The organism is Thermoanaerobacterium thermosulfurigenes (genome assembly GCF_051201035.1).
GTDB lineage: Bacteria > Bacillota > Thermoanaerobacteria > Thermoanaerobacterales > Thermoanaerobacteraceae > Thermoanaerobacterium > Thermoanaerobacterium thermosulfurigenes.
Window position 1 is genome coordinate 41758 of record NZ_JBPODR010000007.1, and the last position, 19306, is coordinate 61063.

General features: G+C 29.6%; 19 protein-coding genes. All 19 read left to right on the plus strand.

The window, feature by feature from the left end; genetic code table 11:
• Positions 1 to 16: 16 nt before the first annotated feature.
• The 19 genes from dxs to HNR52_RS04070 all read left to right on the plus strand — a co-directional run bounded on the left by dxs (position 17) and on the right by HNR52_RS04070 (position 18338).
• Positions 17 to 1870 carry a 1-deoxy-D-xylulose-5-phosphate synthase gene (gene dxs, locus HNR52_RS03980; protein WP_435619742.1) on the plus strand — a complete coding sequence of 618 codons (1854 nt, stop codon included), beginning with the start codon at positions 17 to 19 and terminating at the stop codon, positions 1868 to 1870.
• A complete protein-coding gene (locus HNR52_RS03985; protein WP_013787966.1) occupies positions 1867 to 2691 on the plus strand; it encodes a TlyA family RNA methyltransferase in 825 nt (274 codons plus the stop codon). Before dxs ends, HNR52_RS03985 begins: the two co-directional genes overlap by 4 nt.
• 48 nt (positions 2692 to 2739) lie before the next feature.
• On the plus strand, positions 2740 to 3603 hold the full coding sequence (locus tag HNR52_RS03990; protein WP_013787967.1) for an NAD(+)/NADH kinase: 864 nt from the start codon (positions 2740 to 2742) through the stop codon (positions 3601 to 3603).
• Positions 3604 to 3618: 15 nt separating this feature from the next.
• Positions 3619 to 4071 (plus strand): arginine repressor, encoded by a 453-nt coding sequence (locus HNR52_RS03995; protein WP_083815355.1) that lies wholly within the window; start codon positions 3619 to 3621, stop codon positions 4069 to 4071.
• 22 nt (positions 4072 to 4093) lie between these two features.
• Positions 4094 to 5800, plus strand: a complete 1707-nt coding sequence (recN, locus tag HNR52_RS04000) for a DNA repair protein RecN (protein WP_435619743.1) — start codon at positions 4094 to 4096, stop codon at positions 5798 to 5800.
• Positions 5801 to 5949: 149 nt separating this feature from the next.
• The gene (spoIVB, locus tag HNR52_RS04005; protein WP_435619744.1) at positions 5950 to 7260 is read left to right on the plus strand and encodes a SpoIVB peptidase; all 1311 of its coding nucleotides are present in this window, start codon (positions 5950 to 5952) and stop codon (positions 7258 to 7260) included.
• A gap of 113 nt (positions 7261 to 7373) precedes the next feature.
• Positions 7374 to 8156 (plus strand): sporulation transcription factor Spo0A, encoded by a 783-nt coding sequence (gene spo0A, locus HNR52_RS04010; protein ID WP_435619745.1) that lies wholly within the window; start codon positions 7374 to 7376, stop codon positions 8154 to 8156.
• Positions 8157 to 8290: 134 nt separating this feature from the next.
• A complete protein-coding gene (locus HNR52_RS04015; RefSeq protein WP_435619746.1) occupies positions 8291 to 9283 on the plus strand; it encodes a tyrosine-type recombinase/integrase in 993 nt (330 codons plus the stop codon).
• A gap of 5 nt (positions 9284 to 9288) precedes the next feature.
• Positions 9289 to 9438, plus strand: coding sequence for a hypothetical protein (locus HNR52_RS04020; protein WP_435619747.1), 150 nt, complete (start codon positions 9289 to 9291; stop codon positions 9436 to 9438).
• A gap of 50 nt (positions 9439 to 9488) precedes the next feature.
• Positions 9489 to 9869, plus strand: a complete 381-nt coding sequence (locus tag HNR52_RS04025; RefSeq protein ID WP_435619748.1) for a hypothetical protein — start codon at positions 9489 to 9491, stop codon at positions 9867 to 9869.
• Positions 9870 to 9884: 15 nt separating this feature from the next.
• Complete coding sequence (locus tag HNR52_RS04030) at positions 9885 to 10070, plus strand: hypothetical protein (RefSeq protein ID WP_435619749.1); 186 nt, start codon at positions 9885 to 9887, stop codon at positions 10068 to 10070.
• A gap of 22 nt (positions 10071 to 10092) precedes the next feature.
• The gene (locus HNR52_RS04035; RefSeq protein ID WP_435619750.1) at positions 10093 to 10566 is read left to right on the plus strand and encodes a helix-turn-helix domain-containing protein; all 474 of its coding nucleotides are present in this window, start codon (positions 10093 to 10095) and stop codon (positions 10564 to 10566) included.
• 387 nt (positions 10567 to 10953) lie between these two features.
• Complete coding sequence (locus tag HNR52_RS04040; protein ID WP_435619751.1) at positions 10954 to 11133, plus strand: helix-turn-helix domain-containing protein; 180 nt, start codon at positions 10954 to 10956, stop codon at positions 11131 to 11133.
• Positions 11134 to 11137: 4 nt separating this feature from the next.
• Positions 11138 to 11266 carry a hypothetical protein gene (locus tag HNR52_RS04045; RefSeq protein WP_435619752.1) on the plus strand — a complete coding sequence of 43 codons (129 nt, stop codon included), beginning with the start codon at positions 11138 to 11140 and terminating at the stop codon, positions 11264 to 11266.
• A 55-nt stretch (positions 11267 to 11321) separates the two neighbouring features.
• On the plus strand, positions 11322 to 12071 hold the full coding sequence (locus HNR52_RS04050) for a hypothetical protein (protein WP_435619753.1): 750 nt from the start codon (positions 11322 to 11324) through the stop codon (positions 12069 to 12071).
• A 189-nt stretch (positions 12072 to 12260) separates the two neighbouring features.
• Positions 12261 to 13079 carry a hypothetical protein gene (locus HNR52_RS04055; protein WP_435619754.1) on the plus strand — a complete coding sequence of 273 codons (819 nt, stop codon included), beginning with the start codon at positions 12261 to 12263 and terminating at the stop codon, positions 13077 to 13079.
• A 186-nt stretch (positions 13080 to 13265) separates the two neighbouring features.
• A complete protein-coding gene (locus HNR52_RS04060; RefSeq protein ID WP_435619755.1) occupies positions 13266 to 16061 on the plus strand; it encodes an RNA dependent RNA polymerase in 2796 nt (931 codons plus the stop codon).
• Positions 16062 to 16444: 383 nt separating this feature from the next.
• Positions 16445 to 16996, plus strand: coding sequence for a hypothetical protein (locus HNR52_RS04065; RefSeq protein ID WP_435619756.1), 552 nt, complete (start codon positions 16445 to 16447; stop codon positions 16994 to 16996).
• Positions 16965 to 18338 (plus strand): hypothetical protein, encoded by a 1374-nt coding sequence (locus HNR52_RS04070; RefSeq protein ID WP_435619757.1) that lies wholly within the window; start codon positions 16965 to 16967, stop codon positions 18336 to 18338. The genes HNR52_RS04065 and HNR52_RS04070 overlap by 32 nt, the downstream gene beginning before the upstream one ends.
• Positions 18339 to 19306 lie beyond the last annotated feature (968 nt).

Here is a 19306-nt window from a genome sequence, read left to right on the forward strand (position 1 = left end):
AAAGTGAGTGGGCACTGTGCTCGAAAAAATTTCTGCACCTAATGATATAAAAAAATGCAGTTTAGCTGAATTAGAAGAGCTTTCAAGTGAAATACGCAGCTTTTTAATAAGCCATATTTCTAAGACAGGTGGACATTTAGCGTCAAACCTTGGCGTAGTTGAATTGACGATTGCTCTTCACTATGTGTTTGAATCACCTAAGGATAAGATCATCTGGGATGTGGGACATCAAAGCTATGTGCATAAGATCTTAACAGGAAGACGAGAGCTTTTTGATACATTGAGAAAATTTGGTGGGTTGTCGGGTTTTCCTAAAAGAAATGAGAGTGAACATGATATTTTTGAAACAGGCCATAGCAGTACATCTATATCTGCTGCATTGGGGATTGCAAAGGCAAGAGATCTGAATAATGAAAAATATTCAGTAATTTCTGTGATAGGTGATGGAGCACTTACTGGTGGAATGGCGTTTGAGGCTTTAAATGATGCGGGCAGATCTAAGACAAATCTCATAGTAATATTAAATCATAATGAGATGTCTATATCGCAAAATGTTGGAAGTCTTTCACTTTATTTAAGCAGGTTAAGAACGGATCCAAGCTATTTTAAGTTAAAAAAAGATTTAGAGAATATCTTAAACATAATACCACCTATTGGGAAAAGCATCCATAAGTCAATCGAAAAAATAAAGGATTCCATCAAACAATTGATTGTGCCTGGGATGTTTTTTGAGGAAATGGGGTTTACATATTTAGGACCAATTGATGGTCATGATCTGGATTCCTTAATTGATGTATTAAAAAGAGCTAAAAAAATGAATGGGCCTATTTTGATTCACGTGATAACGAAAAAGGGAAAGGGATATGTATTTGCAGAAGATAATCCTGATAAATTTCATTCTGCTGGAATTTTTGATATAGGAACAGGAGAATTTAAGAAAAGAACTGACACGTATTCAGATGTATTTGGAAAAACATTGACTCATTTGGCTGAAAATAATAAGAAGATAGTTGCAATAACTGCTGCAATGCCGGATGGGACAGGATTAAATTACTTTGCTGAAAAGTTCCCAAATAGATTTTATGATGTAGGCATTGCAGAGCAACATGCTGCGACTTTTGCTGCTGGCATGGCAGTAAATGGGTATAAGCCTTATTTTGCAGTGTATTCGACTTTTTTGCAAAGAGCATTTGACCAAGTAATACACGATATATGTATTCAAAATCTTCCAGTTGTCTTAGCAGTAGATAGAGCTGGCCTTGTGGGAGAAGATGGTGAAACACACCAAGGTGTATTTGATATTTCGTACTTGAGAATGATACCAAACATGACAGTTATGGCTCCTAAAGATGCAGATGAATTGGTTAAAATGACAAAATTATCCACCTTGATAAAAGGACCTTGTGCAATAAGATACCCAAAGGGAAAAGTTGAAAATTACGATGTTAATAAAGAACCTAATTTTACATTGGGGGAAGCTGAAGTCATTAATGTTGGCTCTAACATAGCGATTTTTGCTCTCGGCAAGATGGTGAAAATTGCATTAAGTGCGTCTTTAAGGCTTAAAAATAATTCCATAAACCCTTATATAGTGAATTTAAGGTTTGCTAAGCCTTTAGATATAAATACCATTATAACAATTTCGAAAAAAGTTGATTACATATTTACAATGGAAGACAATGTACTTATAGGTGGCGTTGGAAGTGCAATATTGGAGTTATTAAATGAAAACAATATATACAAGAAGTTCTATAGATTCGGCTTTCCTGATAAATTTATAGAACATGGCGATGTAGAAAGTCTGTTTAAAAAATATGGATTGGATAGCGATTCTGTGGCAGAAAAAATAATAGAATTGGTGATGTCATGAAAGAGAAAGAAAGAGCGGATTTATTATTGGTACAAAAAGGTTTTTTCACATCGAGAGAAAAAGCTAAAGCGTCTATTATGGCAGGGGAAGTTTTTGCGGATGGAAAGAAAATAAATAAAGCTGGCGATATTATTAGTGTTAATTCGAGCTTAGAAATAAAAGCGAAAAATAATCCTTACGTAAGTCGGGGTGGTTTAAAACTTGAAAAGGCAATTAAATACTTTGATATTGATGTGAAAGACAAAATAGCAATGGATGTGGGCGCGTCAACTGGTGGATTTACAGATTGCCTTCTAAAAAATGGAGCAAAAAAAGTTTATGCTATAGATGTTGGATATGGTCAGCTTGATTGGAACTTAAGAAATGATGAGAGAGTTATAAACATGGAAAGAACAAATATTCGCTATCTTGATAATTTACCGGATATTATCGATATAATTACAATAGATGTATCATTTATATCGCTTGGGATAGTTATACCATCTGTAAAAAAATTTCTAAAAAATGGTGGAGAATTAGTGTCGCTTATAAAACCACAATTTGAAGCTGGAAGAGAGAAAGTTGGGAAAAATGGGGTTGTAAGAGATAAAAGTGTCCATGTAGAAGTCATAAATAAAACAATAGATGTTTTAAAAGATCTATCATTTAGTGTAAAAGGTATTACTTTCTCACCTATAAAAGGACCAGAAGGTAATATAGAGTATTTGATTTATGCAAAAAACGGAAAAGATGTGGACTCTGATCTTGATGTAGAAGGATTAGTAGAGCTGTCTCACAATACTCTTAATGAAAATAAAAAGCAGAATAAAGAAGGAAAATAAAAAGTTTTGTAGAATTATGAATTATGATATTAATTATGTGGTGATTAAATGAAAAATATTTGTGTCATACCGAATATTCATAAGGACAAAAATTTAAGGACTACGAGAAGTTTAGTGGAGTGGATCATCCAGCATGGATATAAACCAATACTAAACGAGGTCGTTGCGCAGAAAATTGGCTTTTCTGAATATGGCAAAAGCGGAACAGAGATTTTTGAAAAAAGTGATTTTATTGTGGCATTAGGGGGAGATGGGACAATTTTAAACGTTGCCAGACAATGTGCATCTTTTTCTACACCTATCCTTGGCGTAAATTTGGGACACTTAGGTTTTTTAGCGGAAGTTGATGCCGAAGATGTAGTTGAAGCAGTAGAAAAGATTGTCAACAATGAATTTTTCATAGACAAAAGGATGATGTTGGAAGCAAGCATAATCAAAGAAAATATGGAGGCAGTTAATCTTATAGCTTTAAATGACATTGTGGTAACAAGGGGCTCTTTTTCCAGAATGGTTAAACTAAAAGTATTTGTGAATGAACAGTACGTTAATACATACCTGGCTGATGGGATAATTATATCTAGCCCTACAGGTTCAACAGCATATTCTTTGTCAGCAGGTGGACCGATAGTGTACCCTAATCTGGAATTATTTGTAATAACACCTATATGTCCTCATACACTGCATTCAAGGTCTATCATAGTATCAGAAAAAGATAAAGTAAAGCTTGTTATAGTAGGTGAAAATCAAGATGTAATGGTAACAACAGACGGACAACAAGGATACAAACTGAACAGTGGTGATACAATTTATGTAAAAAAAAGCAATAGGTATACCAATTTGATACGCTTAAAGAGTATGAACTTTTTTGACCTATTGCGCAGCAAATTATCAGAGAGGAATTTTAACATTTAATGAGGAGTGTTGTTGATAATGAAGTTAGCAAGACATGCAAAGATTCTTGAAATAATAAGCAAAAATGAAATTGAAACACAGGAAGAATTGGCAGATGCCCTTCAAAAAGAAGGTATAAAAGTCACACAAGCTACAGTATCCAGGGATATAAAAGAGTTAAGGCTTATAAAAGTATTGAGTGCAGACGGCAAAAAATACAAATATGCGCCAATGAAAAGTCAAGATACTAAAGTAACTGACAAGTTAGTTGCGCTTCTTTCTGGAATAGTAGGAATAGATTATGCTGGAAATACTATAGTAATTAAAACACTTTCTGGAACTGCACCTGCTGCTGCAGAAGCTTTGGATACATTAAATTGGAATGAGGTAGTAGGAACTCTTGCAGGAGATAATACTATATTTATGCTTGTGAGATCAGAAGATGCCGTAAAAGAAATTATAGACAGAATTAACGAATTGATTAAATGAATGTTTTTTAAGGGGGATTACGATGATCCTTGCATTGAACATAAAAAATATAGCTTTAATCGATGAAGTTGAAATTGATTTTGACGATGGCCTAAACATTCTTACTGGTGAGACAGGTGCTGGTAAATCTATAGTTATAGATTCAATGATGCTTTTGCTGGGTGGGCGAGCAAACAAAGATATTATCCGGAATGGTGCTCAAAAGGCTACAGTTGAAGGTGTTTTTTTGGTAGATTCAAACACTGATGTTATACATAAGATTTTAGATGAAGCAGGCATTGAATACGAGGATGATGATACATTGGTTATTAGCAGAGATATAACAGAAAACGGAAGAAACTACTGCAGAGTTAATGGTAGAATAGTTCCTTTATCTTTTTTAAGCAAATTGGGAACGTATTTGGTTGACATATTAGGCCAACACGAGCATCAATTTCTGTTAGATAGCAGTAAGCATTTGTCAATATTAGATAATTTTCAAGACAAAATATTTTTTGATTTAAAAGACACATTAAGAGATTTATTAAGTGAATATAATATTCTAAATAAAAGGCTAAAAGAATTTTATTCAGATGACAAAGAAAAGATGTCAAAAATAGATCTTCTTAAGTATCAGATAAATGAAATAGAATCTGCAAAAATAAAAAAAGGAGAAGAAGAAAATTTACTTGAAAGGCGAAACATATTAATCAATTCAGAGAAATTATTTAATTCTATGAATGAATGCTACAACTTGCTTTATAAAGGTATTAATGATAATACATCGATTTTAGATAATCTCAGCACTGTATTAAAAAATCTGGATGCCTCGTATAAAATAGACAAAAGGCTTGAAAAATTAAAAGAAATGATTCAAAGTGCTTTATATACATTAGATGATTGTTCTATTCAAATCAGAGATTATGTTGAGAATATTAATTTTGATGCAAACGAGTTAAATGAAATTGAAAAAAGGTTGGACATACTGGGAAATTTAAAAAGAAAATACGGTAGAACGATTGAAGAAATAATTAGATATAAAGAAGAAAAAAATAGTGAACTTACAAAATTATTAAATGCAGAAGAAGAAATATATAAGATAAACAAAGAAAAAGAAGAAATCATGCAGAAAATTAAAGCGATTTCTGATGAAATACATAAAAGGAGAAAAAATGTAGCAGATTTTCTTGAAAAGAAAATAAGCGACGTATTAAGTGAGTTAAATATGCCTAATACAATTTTTAAAGTCGATATTAGAAAAAGAGATATACCAAATGAGAATGGCATGGATGAAGTGGAGTTTTTAATATCAACTAATATCGGTGAACCTTTAAAGCCACTTGATAAAATAGCTTCTGGTGGTGAGCTATCGAGGATTATGTTGGCTTTAAAGACAATTTTGGCCGACTTTGATGGCATATCTACATTAATATTTGATGAAGTAGATACAGGAATAAGCGGCAAAGCAGCCCAAGCTGTGGCGCAGAAAATAGCTTTGATTTCAAGAAATCGTCAGGTTATATGTGTGACACATCTCCCTCAAATAACATCTATGGCTGATTCACATTTTAAAATTTCAAAGGAATTTGACAAAGACAAAACTTACATAAAAATTGAAAAATTAGATTATGAAGGGAAAATAAAAGAATTATCGAGAATAATCAGTGGTTCTGTTGTTACAAACACTACTTACAATCATTCGAAGGAGCTAATTGATTTAGCAGAAAATTACAAAAAAAAATTAATTTAAAAGATACGGTTCAAAGCCGTATTTTTTTATTTTGCCATTAGAAAAAAAGTCATTACTTGACTTAGAAATCTAACTTTTTATTGACAGTATATAAATCATTCTAAAGGGTTAATTTAATCATAGCAAATTTATTTGAGGGAGTGATTAAATTGAATCGCAATAAGATTAAATATTTAATTTTTGCATTTTTATCCGCTTTAATAATATATATAAATTATACACCTGCAATTAAGAGTGTTTACCAGACTCCCAATTATTATAAATTTATCGAAGGAGAAAAAGTAAAATTTAATTTTAATTTACCACTTAAAGTAGGCTTTTATACAGATAGACAAGGCATTGTAAAAATAGATAATGATGAAGGCGGCAATAATATTTTAAATCTTGATAAACCATTTTCTGTTGAAACGCTAAACCGTGGTAAAGTGAATATAAATTTCAGGTTATTTGGGATATTTCCAATAAAAAGTATTTATGTTGATGTGATACCAACAATAAAGGTAATTCCTGGTGGCGATTCAATTGGAGTTAAGCTTAACACAAAAGGAGCCCTTGTAGTTGGATATTCTGATATAATAGGAACAGATGATAAAATTTACAGTCCATACAGAGAGGGGAAAATACAAATAGGTGATATAATTCTTGAAGTTAATAATATAAAGATTAACTCTGCTGATGATATAACAGATATTATAAATAAGCAAAAAGATACAATGGTAACACTTAAAATAAGCAGAAAAGGTAATATAGTATATTCAAAGTTACATCCGGTCTTGGCTAAAGATGATCAAAAATACAAGCTGGGATTATGGGTAAGAGATCATACGGCAGGTATTGGAACATTGACGTTTTATACTGAAGATAAAAAGTATTATGCTGCTTTAGGACATGCGATTACCGATATAGATACAGGAGATGTTCTATCAGTTAACAACGGACAAATAATGAAATCTAAAATAACATCTGTAAGTAAAGGAAAAAGAAGCAGTCCAGGAGAGCTTAGAGGTATTTTTTTAGAGGAAGTTGACACAATAGGTGATATTGAAAAAAATACGGAGTATGGCATATATGGAAAGATAATTAATCCAAGTGATATAAGTTTAAAATCAATACCGATAGGTTATCAATCACAAGTTGTTGAAGGACCAGCAAAAATCCTTACAACAATAGACAATACGGGAGTAAAGGAATTTGATATTCAGATAATAAAGAAAGTGGAACAAAAGAATCCAAATCAAAAAGGGATGATAATAAAAATTGTCGATAAAGAATTGCTAGATAAAACAGGTGGTATTGTCCAAGGAATGAGTGGAAGTCCAATTATACAAAATGGCAAGCTGATAGGCGCTGTGACGCATGTTTTTGTCAATGACCCAACTAAAGGATATGCAGTATATGCTGAATGGATGATAAATGAAATGGAAAATTTACACCATGATGAAAATGTGTTTAAGAATTAGGGATTACATTTTTCCCTAATTTTTTTATTGTTAAAAGAAGGAAATTCTAATTTTATGTAGAATATTATAAAGTAGATTTATTTTTTATAAAATGGCATAAGGAGGGGCGTTTGTTGTTAAAGAAAATTAAATTAGGAATTTGTGATGATAATAAGGAATTTGTCGGTATAATGGTTGACTACCTGTCATCAAAAGAAAATATCGAAATTGTAGGTGTTGCAAATGATGGCAATCAAGCAGTTAAACTTATTCAAGATAATGATTTAGATCTTTTAATCTTGGATATCATAATGCCATATTTGGATGGCATTGGGGTTTTAGAAAAAGTTAATGAACTAAAGAAAAAAAGACCTAAAATAATCATTTTATCGGCAGTAGGTCAGGAAAAAATTACACAAAGAGCAATAAACCTTGGTGCAGATTATTACATTCTAAAACCATTTGATTTAGAATTGCTTTCTAAGAGAATAACAGAGATAATGGAGTATCAGACTGATGTGGTGTCAAAGGCTGTCATGCCTATAATCGGAGACAAAAAATCTGTCGACTTAGAAACTCTTATAACACAGGTTATTCATGATGTAGGAATACCTGCGCATATAAAAGGATATTTGTATTTAAGAGATGCTATAACATTAGTAATAAGCAATATTGAATACTTGAATTCTGTAACGAAGCTTTTGTATCCAAAGATAGCTGAAAAATATGAGACTACTCCCAGTAGAGTGGAAAGGGCTATAAGACATGCGATTGAAGTTGCGTGGAGCAGAGGTAAAGTCGATGTTTTAAATGATCTATTTGGCTATACAATTAACGATGAAAAGGGGAAACCTACCAATTCAGAGTTTATCGCGCTTATTGCTGACAAGTTAAGATTAGAGATAAAAGCATGTTAAGGCGTTTATTGAAGCATAACAAAACAAAAAAATTAGCAACAAACAAAAAATAATTCGATGAAAACAATATTTAATCTAACTAATTAATACCTTCTATTTGTTCAAAAAACAGATAGGAGGTATTTTTATTTTTTATGTTTACTGAAATAGAAATGCAAATTGAAGATTTTATGCAAGATTGTGAATTAAGAAATTTGTCAAAAAAAACATTAAAAGCATATGAACAAACGCTTAAACTTTTTGCAAAGTATCTTCAAGATAGTTTTAAAGTGACTGAAATAAAAAATATCCAAACTGAAATGTTGCAGAAATACATTAAATTTCTACAAACAAGAGGTAAATATACTGTTGTTACTAATGACAATTCAAAAGATAATAATAATCCACAAGCAAGAAAGGATTTTGGCAAAAAAATAAATACTCAAACTATAAATAATTACATTCGTGTCATTAAAGTGTTTTTTCACTGGCTAAAACAACGAAGAATAATCAAAAAAGATATAACAGAGCCAGTCAAATATTTAAAATATGAACGTAAAGCAGTTGAATTTATCGAAGATGATGATTTCTTTAAAATATTAAAGTGTTTTGATACTACAAAATTTGTCGGATATAGAGATTACATAATCACAGAGTTGCTATTCGATACAGGTATGCGATTAGGGGAATGTTTAGCGATTAAAGTTGATGACATTGACTTAAAAAATAGAACAATTCATCTTTTAGCAGAAAATACAAAAGGCAGAAAAGATAGATTTGTTTTTTATTCAACAGAAATGGGAAGCGAACTTAAAAGATGGATCATATACAAAGATAGATATGTAGATAGTGAATATTTGTTTTGTAGTTTAAGAGGTACTTTTGTCAAATTAAACGTATATGAACATCATCTAAAAGAAGCAGCGAAAAAAGCAGGAATTGAAAATATACATCCTCACATGATTAGAAATAATTTTGCTAAAAGATGCTTGATGGAAGGAATGGACTTATATACGTTAGCAAAAGTTTTGGGGCATACAAGTGTAACAACAACAGAAAAAGCATATTTAGATTTAACAGTTGATGATATTAGAAAAAACTATAACAAATATAGTCCTCTCGAAAAAATGAAAAAGAAATGGAGATGATACAAATGTTAAAAGTTGTTATTCCTGAAAATCGTGAAAAAATACAAAGACAAATTCAAGCACTCGAATGGCAGTTAACGCAAGACACAGACGAGAAAAGCAGGGAAATCCACCAACAAGCGTTAGAAACTTTAAAAAATGCTTTAAAGCATTAACAAAGGAGGCGCACAATGTGCGTATCCTAAAAAACGAGGAGGAATTTTGAATGAGAAGAACAATAGTAAACGACTTGTATCGCATCGTTTGTAACACAGAGGAAAGAAAGAGAGAATTTATCAAGATGTTTTTTAGCGGTGACCCAAATAGATTTGGACTCGATTTGCTATCTTATAGGAACTACCAATTACAACATGGCAGAGGACAAGACATTACCGCAGATGATTTGAGAAATGCAACAAGAGATGAAGAATTAAAACAATTGCTAACTGAATTGTTTGTAGATTATGTTACACCAAATGTCACAAAGACAATTCGCAAATACGATATCAGTTTAGATGATATACTTGCAGAACATAGACGTGATCTGCAAAGTAGTATAGGAAGAATTTTACATATATTGATTGAGAAAAAATATAAAGTTGCATGATGGGGGAAAGAACAAATGAAATATAATGAAAGAGTTTTAAAAGTTTTAACTGATTTGCCTAAACGCAAATTAAACAGATTAGAAGGTAAAAACATCATCATATATAGAGGCGGTAAATACTACATACTTCAAGATGTTGATGTTGATGACATCTACAGAATAGCAGATACTGATTCAATAATAATTGTTTTAGATATTTAAAATAAACAAGGGGGAACAACAAATGAGTAAAGCAAATAAAGGGTTTAATATTGTTTTAAATGAAATTTTTGAATGCAATGATTTAGATTTTGTTGATGTAAGTATTTTAATATTTCTGAAAAAGCATATGTTTAATAATAAAAATACATGCTGGGTCAGCATAAAAACTATAGCAAAACACGCTAAATTATCTTATGTTACAATTTTACACAGATTGCACAGTTTAGCAGAAAGAGGATATATCGCTATAAAATCGGGTGCAAAAGCAGGTACAACAAACGTCTATGAAATGCTTGTTGATTTCTTTAGCACTCTATCGAGCGCAAAAAAGGGTAATAAAAAGGAAAATGAAGTGACTTCACAAAATGGGAAGCAATATAACAACACAAAAGAAAAAGCATATCAAGCCATGTATGCGGGAAACAGTACAACACGCAATTATGACATTGATATGCTCGAGCAACAACTGCTTAAAGCATCATTTAAGCAGAGATAGTGCTATTACGAAGCACTATTGCATCACCAAATATAATTATACTAAATTTATTTCGCTATTTCAAGAGCATTATTTCTTATGCTCTTTTTTTATTTATAGAATTATCAGAATATTAAAACATGCCATTGTTATTTACATATATATCTATTTTAACCTTGTATTGTAAATAAAATGGATATATATGTAAATAATAAGATAAAAACTAATGTTTGGGTATTAAATTATTAAATAGGGGTATTAAAACGCTTAAGAGGGAGGTGTTTAAACGTTAAAGACAAAGAAATAAAAATATAAAGAAATAAAAAATAAGAATATATCATTCAAAAAATTGAATAAAATGCTCGTTTTATTTCAAAAATTTGAATCAATAGAAAGGAGATGATAATTATGGAACTAACAAGTCGTGAAGAATATATCATTAAGCGTAAACGCAAAAAAATAAAACTAAAAGACCTTGCGCAAGCACTAAACTGTAGTGAAGCACTCATTTGCAAGTATGAGAAAGGGCATCTCGAACTGAAAGCAGATATGCTCGAAGCATATCAAAATTATATTGATGTGAGGTGAGAATATGGCAAAAACACAGACATTAGAGGATAAAATTCGCAAATGGAAAAAACAAGCAAAAGATATAGAAAAAGAACTACAAAAACGAGAAAGAAAGGCGGGAAGGTTCAAAGCAAAAAAGAAAAATGCTTAAAACCGCACAGATGAACAAATACGCTAAACAGTTATTTCCAAATTGGGTAAATGATATGAGAGAGTATGATTTAATACTATCAAACGATATAGATTCTCTTTTATCATGTAGAATTTTAGAATTAATAAAAGGGTACAAAATTAATTACTTTTTTGATTTTAATTCAATATATAGAATAAACGAGCCAATTAATCAAGTTATTGGCGTTGATATTGACTTTAAAAATCTAAAGTGTTGGTCAAATCATTACACACGAAATGGAAGTTATCATAATGAAAATTCAGCAAATCTCAATAATACTTTTGTTATGACAAATTACTTTGACAAATACGCAGGCAGTACACTATTAGAAATTATTTCATATTATGATTTTGATATTTCCAAATTCAGCGATGAAGCAAAGATGATATTGTGGGCGATTGATGTTGCGTACAAAGGATTTTATCGAAAGAAATTTAGGGATGTGCATAAAAAGTGGTTCATTAGCGTATTGCAATTAAGCGATTTATATTCAATTCTATCAAATCATACAGAGAATGACTTTATCGAAATAATGAAAAAATATAATTTGAATAGCAAAATATGGATTGATAAAGAAGGATACTTGAAAACTAATATAAAACTTGATGAAATATCGAAAGTTTTAGGATTCTCTATCGAATTGCCAAAAGAAAAATTCATTAAATCCAGAGATTTCCAATACGAAGTGAGAGAAGCGGAGAATCTCATCAACATCGATACTTCAAAAATAATAAGCATAGCAAGAACAAGATTAGACGAAGTGCGATTGAGTATTGCTTATTAAAAACACGCCTTTATTTGACCTACAATCGTAGTTTTGAATGATGATGGTATAATTATATATCCTCAAAAATAAACTGCGATTGTAGGGTATTTAAAAGACATTACTATTATTTATCTTTGTCAATATTTGACAAATTTCGATTTTATGATATAATAAACATATAAAAATAAAATTAAGGAGGTAATAATATTGATAGAAAATGAAAAACTTGTAACTTATGAACCAATAGCAGAATATTTTAAATGCAGTACATATCAAATAAAAAAATTGTGGCAAAAAGGTTTAATCAAAGAGAAAAAAATGAAAAGTTTTCATGATTTTGGAAAAACATTTAAATATCCAGTGTTTGATTTAAATGAAATTATCAAAAATGAAAATTACATTAAAAATTTTATTAAGACAAAAAAACAAAAAATAAGAGAATTAGAGATAACACCTCAAAATATAGCGGAATCATTATACATTATAAATAAATCAGCAAAAAAATCAAGAGATAGTAAACAAAAAAACTACGATATGGGCAATTATGGAATTACAGCGAGATGCAAAGATAGAGAACAATATTTATATACTTTAAAAGATAAAGTAATTAAAAAAATACTTGATTTAAATTGGGGAATAATAAAAGGATATCATACCCAAGAAAGGGAATATTATTACGAAACAGAAATATATGTTGATGAAAATGATAATGAAGTTGATTTATATAGTATTATCGATGATGAAGAAGAAAATTACATTGATGATGAATATTTAGCGAATGAATATAGAATAAAAGTAAAATATATAACAAATATTGAAATCGAAATTAATTATTTATTATTAATTGAATTTTGTAATTTTACATTTCATATACCAACTGACGAAAAAGGTGTAAATAATTATGATTTTTTAGGGAAAATTGATAAAATTCCTGCTGAAAAAACAGTTAAGACAAATATTAAATACACAGAAGCAGTTAATCTTTTAGAAAATTTTATTAGTGAAGATAAGAAAATAGCAATTTAAAAGATATAATGAATTATAATTATATCTTTTTTTTATTTAATTTTGAAAACTTGACAAATTTTTAAAGTATGATATAATAAAAATAAGATTGCCTACTAAAGCAATATAAACCATCCCATTATATTATATTATTATTATTTCGTTTTGTCAATAAAAAAATATAAAAAATTCGAGGAGGAATTAAAAATGAGGAAAAGAAGAATGTATAGCATTTATCAGATTAGTATTAATCATTTGGGAAAAGATGTAAACGATAATAAAATTCAAATCGGAGAAAATTTAATCACTGAATTGATACAAGCGATAAAGCATAAAGAATATAACGAATATGATGAGAATTTTATTCCTGAATTAGTTTATTTGGTAATTAATGACAATAGCGAGAAAACACAAGAAAAATTGAAAAATATTGATATAAACGGATTTGAAATAAATGGAATTAAATATAAGCGTTTAGGAAAATCACCTGCAATGACAAGAACAGGTAGGATTGCATTTGTAGATGAAACGCTTAAAGAGCAGTTAGAAGAATTAATCATGCTCGGTAAGCACGTAGACAAAGCGGTAATAAGCAAATATGAAGCATACAGGGGTTTATCGTTTAGCACTTGTCTATTCTCGCCTGTTGTGCCTCGAAATGTTTGTATCATAGACGAATACAAAACAAAGATAAATGAATATGTCAAGACAATTAAAGATAATCAAATCGTAGAAGGCAATTTTGATGTAGAAACGACGCTTTGGGATGGGATGGGAGTACATGATCCGAAATGGGGTAAAAAAATAGCAAAATCGCTTGATATTCCATATACACCAGTTGGGTATCAGATACGCATGTTTCCATCAATCAAAGGTATGTCATATGAATTCGATTTTAAAGCGTTTTACAAAGAAAAAGGTATATCTACAATAACCGATATATATGATAAAACATGGAATATAGATGAATTAGACGCGATTTGGAATACAAGCATGTTTAAGTTTTGGAAATATTTCACATCATGGAATGAATTCATAGAATTAAGAGAAAAATATTACGCACCACTAAATATGGATAAAATCGGAATAGCAAAATGGGTAATACCTTCAAGTAGAGCCGAAAAATATAGCAAAACATCATATCAGTATTTACAAAGTTTAGCATTGAGTGGTAAAGATGTAATAGATTTAGCAAGTTATACAAAAGAATTAGTCGAAAATGTGTATAAAGGCGATGTCGATTATACGTTAGCATTTTTAGGTCTTATATCACGTAGTAAAAACGAAGATGAAACAGAATTAGAAATAAATAACAAAATATTAGCAGGTAAGATGTATACTGCACTTCAATTGAATCCTGAATTGATTTTTAAAGACCCATATTTCAAATCATTCATAAAAAAACAACTTCAACGCACTATTGATGAAATGAAGTTAGGAAGATTATACATCGAGGGTCGCAATTCATTCATCGTACAAGACCCGATTGCATATTTGGAAAACGCAGTAGGATTACTAATTAAAGGGTGCTTAAACAAAGGTGAATTTTATTCGGTAGGACTTGAAGGATATAGAGCAACGTTTAGAAGTCCTCTCATTCATTCAAGCGAGATTGGGAAAGATTTGTATGTGAACAACGATTTGACGCAAAAATGGCTATCGAGATATGATAATGTACTTGTTTTAAATGCTTTTGATTTAACCGCCGCAAAGCATTCGGGCAGTGACTTTGACGGGGACACTTATTTCCATACAAGTAATAAAATGGTAATTAATGCAGTAATCACTGAAAACAATCCAATTATTGTAAATCTCGAGGATAAAGCAACTGCAAAAGCAGAGCCAATCAACGATAATTCGATATTGCAATTCGATTTAAGAACGCTTGATAATAAAATAGGCAAAATAACAAACATGGCGACATTTTGGACAACATTAGGCAGTGCGAAAGGTAACGTCAATAAATTTGATGACAAACTCACAAAATTAAGGATATATCAAGGCATTGAAATTGATTCAGCAAAAACGGGTATACATCCTCAAATTGATGATGACGTGAGAAAATATGCTGATAAATACAAGCCATACTTTTTGCAGAAATATCAATATGGTAAGAATTACAACATCATGAAATATGCAGACAAAGCAACGATGAATATTCTCTGTAAACATATCGAAAACTGGGAACAAAAGAATTTTGTATGGGATAAAAAAGAATACACAGACGCAAATAGAGTAGCAGAATATATCATCAACAGAGAATATATGAGAGAACACAAAGAACTATACGCTAAAGTCAAGCAATTCTATATAAAATATAAGCAGAATATAGCACAACTACATCTCAAGAAAGCATCAGATGAAGAATATAGCAGATTCTTTAATCTATCTCAAATAAAATTCGATAAAATAAGCGATGACAAAAAAGCATTAGCGATGTTTGCTATTTATGTCAATTATATTGATGATAGAAAATCGAATAAAAGTTATTTATTCCCGTGGCTTGTCGCATCAGAAGGAATTTTAAAAATACTCGAAGAAAAACAAGAAGAAACAAAGCGCATAATTAAATCAATTGATAAAAAAGAACTTGAAGAATTGGAAGAAAACGTCAAAATAATTGAAATGCTCGGCAAGAAATTCAAAAGTGAAATAATGAAAATAGATATTCACGTCGATGAAGTTATCAAACAAAACAAAGAGAGAATAAATATAGAAACATCAGTTGTAAATTGTAAAGGTGAAGAATTTGCAAAAGCGATAAAAGAAAATGATATAGTTACTCTTATGCCAAAATATGTAAACGATATAGAATACGTGGGATTATTTCAAAACGATGAATATCTGGGATGTATACCACAGAATCAAACGCATATCGATATTAATACTTGTCTTAAAGATTATTATGATACTCAATTCAAAGTTGAAATTGTAAAAGTCAATCAAAAGAGCGCAAAAATTAAACTAAATATGATAGCAGATTTCGATAAAGAAATTGATTAATAAAATTTTAGTTTTATTCAAAAATAAATACTATATATAGTGTATAAATGATTAATAATACACTATATATAGTACCAAACCTAATCTTTGATATAAAATACGCCTATATTTGCCTTGTATTGCAAGTTTATTTAAAGGGGGTACTAAATATATTACCTCAATTTTAAACTTCAATTGTAGGGCAAATATAGACGCCATACCACGATTTGACAACTTCAAAAAATGTGGTATAATAGAATATTATCGACGAAATCGAAAGGCACAATACACCACAATGTAAGTTTATCACCAAATTTCGATTTTGTCAATAGTTTTGCTATCGACAAATTTGAAAGGGTATTCATATTATGAAGTGCCTTGAAAAAAATAAGGAGATGGTTTAGATGATTTACAGGGTTAATCATAATATAGAAGGTGACTATATAGGCATAAATAAAGATGTTTTCAAATATCTTAATGCAGATGAAGCAGGATTTGCTATGTTACATAGTTTATTAAAAAAAACAAATCCTAAATTTTACCAAAAACATTGTAATAATAATATAAACGATATTGAATTAGTTAGGAATTCATTTTTTGAGAAAGACAAAATCAAGTGGGAAATGGGAAATAAATTTACAAATATCGATAACTATTCATTACTTGACCCTAATCTATCTTTGTTATCAAAAGGTGTTTTATTCTATATGCTCACAAAATCCAACAATTGGCAATTTTACATTTCAACAATGGCAAAAGATATGCAAATATCACCACAAAGAGTCAATAAAGCGATAGAAGAATTAATATCGAATAAGTATTTGACACGTAAAAAAATAAAAAGAGGTAATATTAATTGCTATGATTTTACAGTTTACGAACTGCCTTATGGATTTGAATTAAATTTTAAGGAGGTAAAAAACGATGAAAACAATATACAGAACGAACAAAAATAAAGAAAATTTTACACAAGTTGACAATGGTTTGATAAAACATTTAAAACCAAAAGAGTTGGGCTTGATGATTTATTTCTTGTCAATGCCTGACTATTATAAGTTTTCAATCGAAGAAATAGAAAGCATAACATGTGATAAAACTTGGGCTATCAAGTCAGGAATAAAAGAATTGGAAAATAAAGGATATTTAATTAAATTAAAAGAAAGAGATAAGATTAAGCAAGTAAATTACGTTAGATATATCATCAAAGAAAATCCAGATATTGAAATTAATGTTGAAAATAAAGACATAAATATATATAGAATTACTAAAATTAAGAATTTTACACAACTTGACAAAGGATTTATTTTTGATGATAGATTATCACTCAACGCAAAAGGCATATTATTTTATATGTTATCTAAACCCAATTATTGGCAATTTTACGTAACCGAAATAAAAAAAGATTTAGATGTTAGCAGAAAACTAATTTGGGCTGGATTAGATGAATTAGAAAAATATGGATATATTAAAAAGAAAATGGTAAATAAAAGAAAAAATCAATATATTATATTTGAAAAACCAAACATAATTAAATTGGTAAAATTTAGTGAAAGTTGGAAAAGTAACACTGAAAAGTTGGAAAAGGAACACTTAAAAGTTGGAAAAGGAACACTGAAAAGTAGAAAAAGCGACACTAATAATAATCTTATAAACAATCTTATAAATAATTCTTATCAAAATAAATCAAAATTGGTTAATTTTGATTTGCAGGAAAATAAAATTAATTTTAATTTGAGTAATAATACTTCTAAAGATAATTACATTTCTGAATTGTTAAATAATAATGAACAATTCATAGGGGAAAATAGTATTATTAATAATGTTGAACATAAAAATAGTAATAATGAAGAATATAGTCACTATCGTGACTTTGAAATGGGAAAAGAAGAAGAAAATGAAGATGAATATGATGAAAGATTCGATGATGTAGAAACTGTATCAACTCCAATATTTTCTTCTCGTATTGAAAGTAGTTTAAAAGATAATAAAGATAATGAATTATTAAATAATTTTGAAAATAATAATGATACTTTTGAAATAAATAAAGAAGTATTAACCGATTGTCAAAAAAATAACGATATAGAACAAGAAAAAATCACTTCAAATAATAATGAAGTGAATCTCGACTATGAATATGATAACACAAAAGAAGAAGATTGTCAAGTCGATGAAGATATATTGCCATGGGAAACTGAAGAAGAATATTACGAAAGAAAAAAAGAAGAAAAAGAAGGTAATAAACAAACTGAAGAAAGTGCATATGACATAATAAAAAAAATACTTGAAAGCATTAGTTAATTTTTAAAGATTCGGATTATTGTTTTGGTACTTTCAGTATTAATCGGAATGATCAGTACTGATTAGTACTGAAAATTGCAACTTCACGTCCGTATTGAAAAAATAGGATATATAGATTTTCTATATATCTAATTCTACAATTGACATTGTAGATATTTATTATCGTTATTTATCTTTAAGCATTTTTTAAACTGATTTCAAATCGCAGTGAGAAATAGCATAATATTTAAACTCGCCATTTTTTCAAAATATATGCTTATATCTCATATATATCATTTAAAACTCGATCCTCGAAATACGCATGAATACTGGGTTAGAGGTAAACTCGCCATTTTCTCTATATAGAGATGTTGCATTTTTACTTTTTAAAGAATTGCCTTCAAAGCATTGATATTACTATATTTGAGGCACTTTACTAAAAATTCAATATCGATGAAATAACTAAAAATCAAGGTTTTTAAATATCAGATATAAATTTTCTATGTTAATAGAAATTTAAGATAAATTTTTAATTTATTCTATTTTCTACAGACGTGTTGATGAAAATTTGAGTAGTCAAAACGTACACTACTGACGGAAAAAATATCTAAAAATACTCAAAAACGTTGATATTTCAAGCAATTTGAGTAGCCCTAATTTTGAGAGTAACTGATATAATTAACATATATTCATTTGGCTAACGCCAAAATGAAATGGGGCAAAGTGTTAGTATGCTTTGCTTCCATTATATCGCTAGTACAACTATCTTCTTTACTCATGGTGCTTTTGCCATTTTAGCGGAGTTCGATTCTCCCTTCCTCCGATTTTAAAAATGATAAAATGGCTATGCAGATGAGTATTTCTGCTATGGGATAAATAGATAAATCTATCCCTGAATTGCTTTTTAAAACAAACGTAGCAATGCAGTGCTACATCGCCTGTGTTGCTATGTTTATATAAACAAATTTACAAAATATAAGTTTGTTAAT

Excerpts from the sequence above, each read along its gene's own strand:
- recN (WP_435619743.1), top strand. The coding sequence starts at position 4,094 with ATGATCCTTGCATTGAACATAAAAAATATAGCTTTAATCGATGAAGTT.
- HNR52_RS04025 (WP_435619748.1), top strand. The coding sequence starts at position 9,489 with ATGAGAAGAACAATAGTAAACGACTTGTATCGCATCGTTTGTAACACA.
- HNR52_RS04070 (WP_435619757.1), top strand. The coding sequence starts at position 16,965 with ATGAAAACAATATACAGAACGAACAAAAATAAAGAAAATTTTACACAA.
- HNR52_RS04050 (WP_435619753.1), top strand. The coding sequence starts at position 11,322 with ATGAGAGAGTATGATTTAATACTATCAAACGATATAGATTCTCTTTTA.
- HNR52_RS03985 (WP_013787966.1), top strand. The coding sequence starts at position 1,867 with ATGAAAGAGAAAGAAAGAGCGGATTTATTATTGGTACAAAAAGGTTTT.
- HNR52_RS04030 (WP_435619749.1), top strand. The coding sequence starts at position 9,885 with ATGAAATATAATGAAAGAGTTTTAAAAGTTTTAACTGATTTGCCTAAA.
- HNR52_RS04035 (WP_435619750.1), top strand. The coding sequence starts at position 10,093 with ATGAGTAAAGCAAATAAAGGGTTTAATATTGTTTTAAATGAAATTTTT.
- HNR52_RS04065 (WP_435619756.1), top strand. The coding sequence starts at position 16,445 with ATGATTTACAGGGTTAATCATAATATAGAAGGTGACTATATAGGCATA.
- HNR52_RS04040 (WP_435619751.1), top strand. The coding sequence starts at position 10,954 with ATGGAACTAACAAGTCGTGAAGAATATATCATTAAGCGTAAACGCAAA.
- HNR52_RS04020 (WP_435619747.1), top strand. The coding sequence starts at position 9,289 with ATGTTAAAAGTTGTTATTCCTGAAAATCGTGAAAAAATACAAAGACAA.
- HNR52_RS04015 (WP_435619746.1), top strand. The coding sequence starts at position 8,291 with ATGTTTACTGAAATAGAAATGCAAATTGAAGATTTTATGCAAGATTGT.
- HNR52_RS04060 (WP_435619755.1), top strand. The coding sequence starts at position 13,266 with ATGAGGAAAAGAAGAATGTATAGCATTTATCAGATTAGTATTAATCAT.
- HNR52_RS03990 (WP_013787967.1), top strand. The coding sequence starts at position 2,740 with ATGAAAAATATTTGTGTCATACCGAATATTCATAAGGACAAAAATTTA.
- HNR52_RS04045 (WP_435619752.1), top strand. The coding sequence starts at position 11,138 with ATGGCAAAAACACAGACATTAGAGGATAAAATTCGCAAATGGAAAAAA.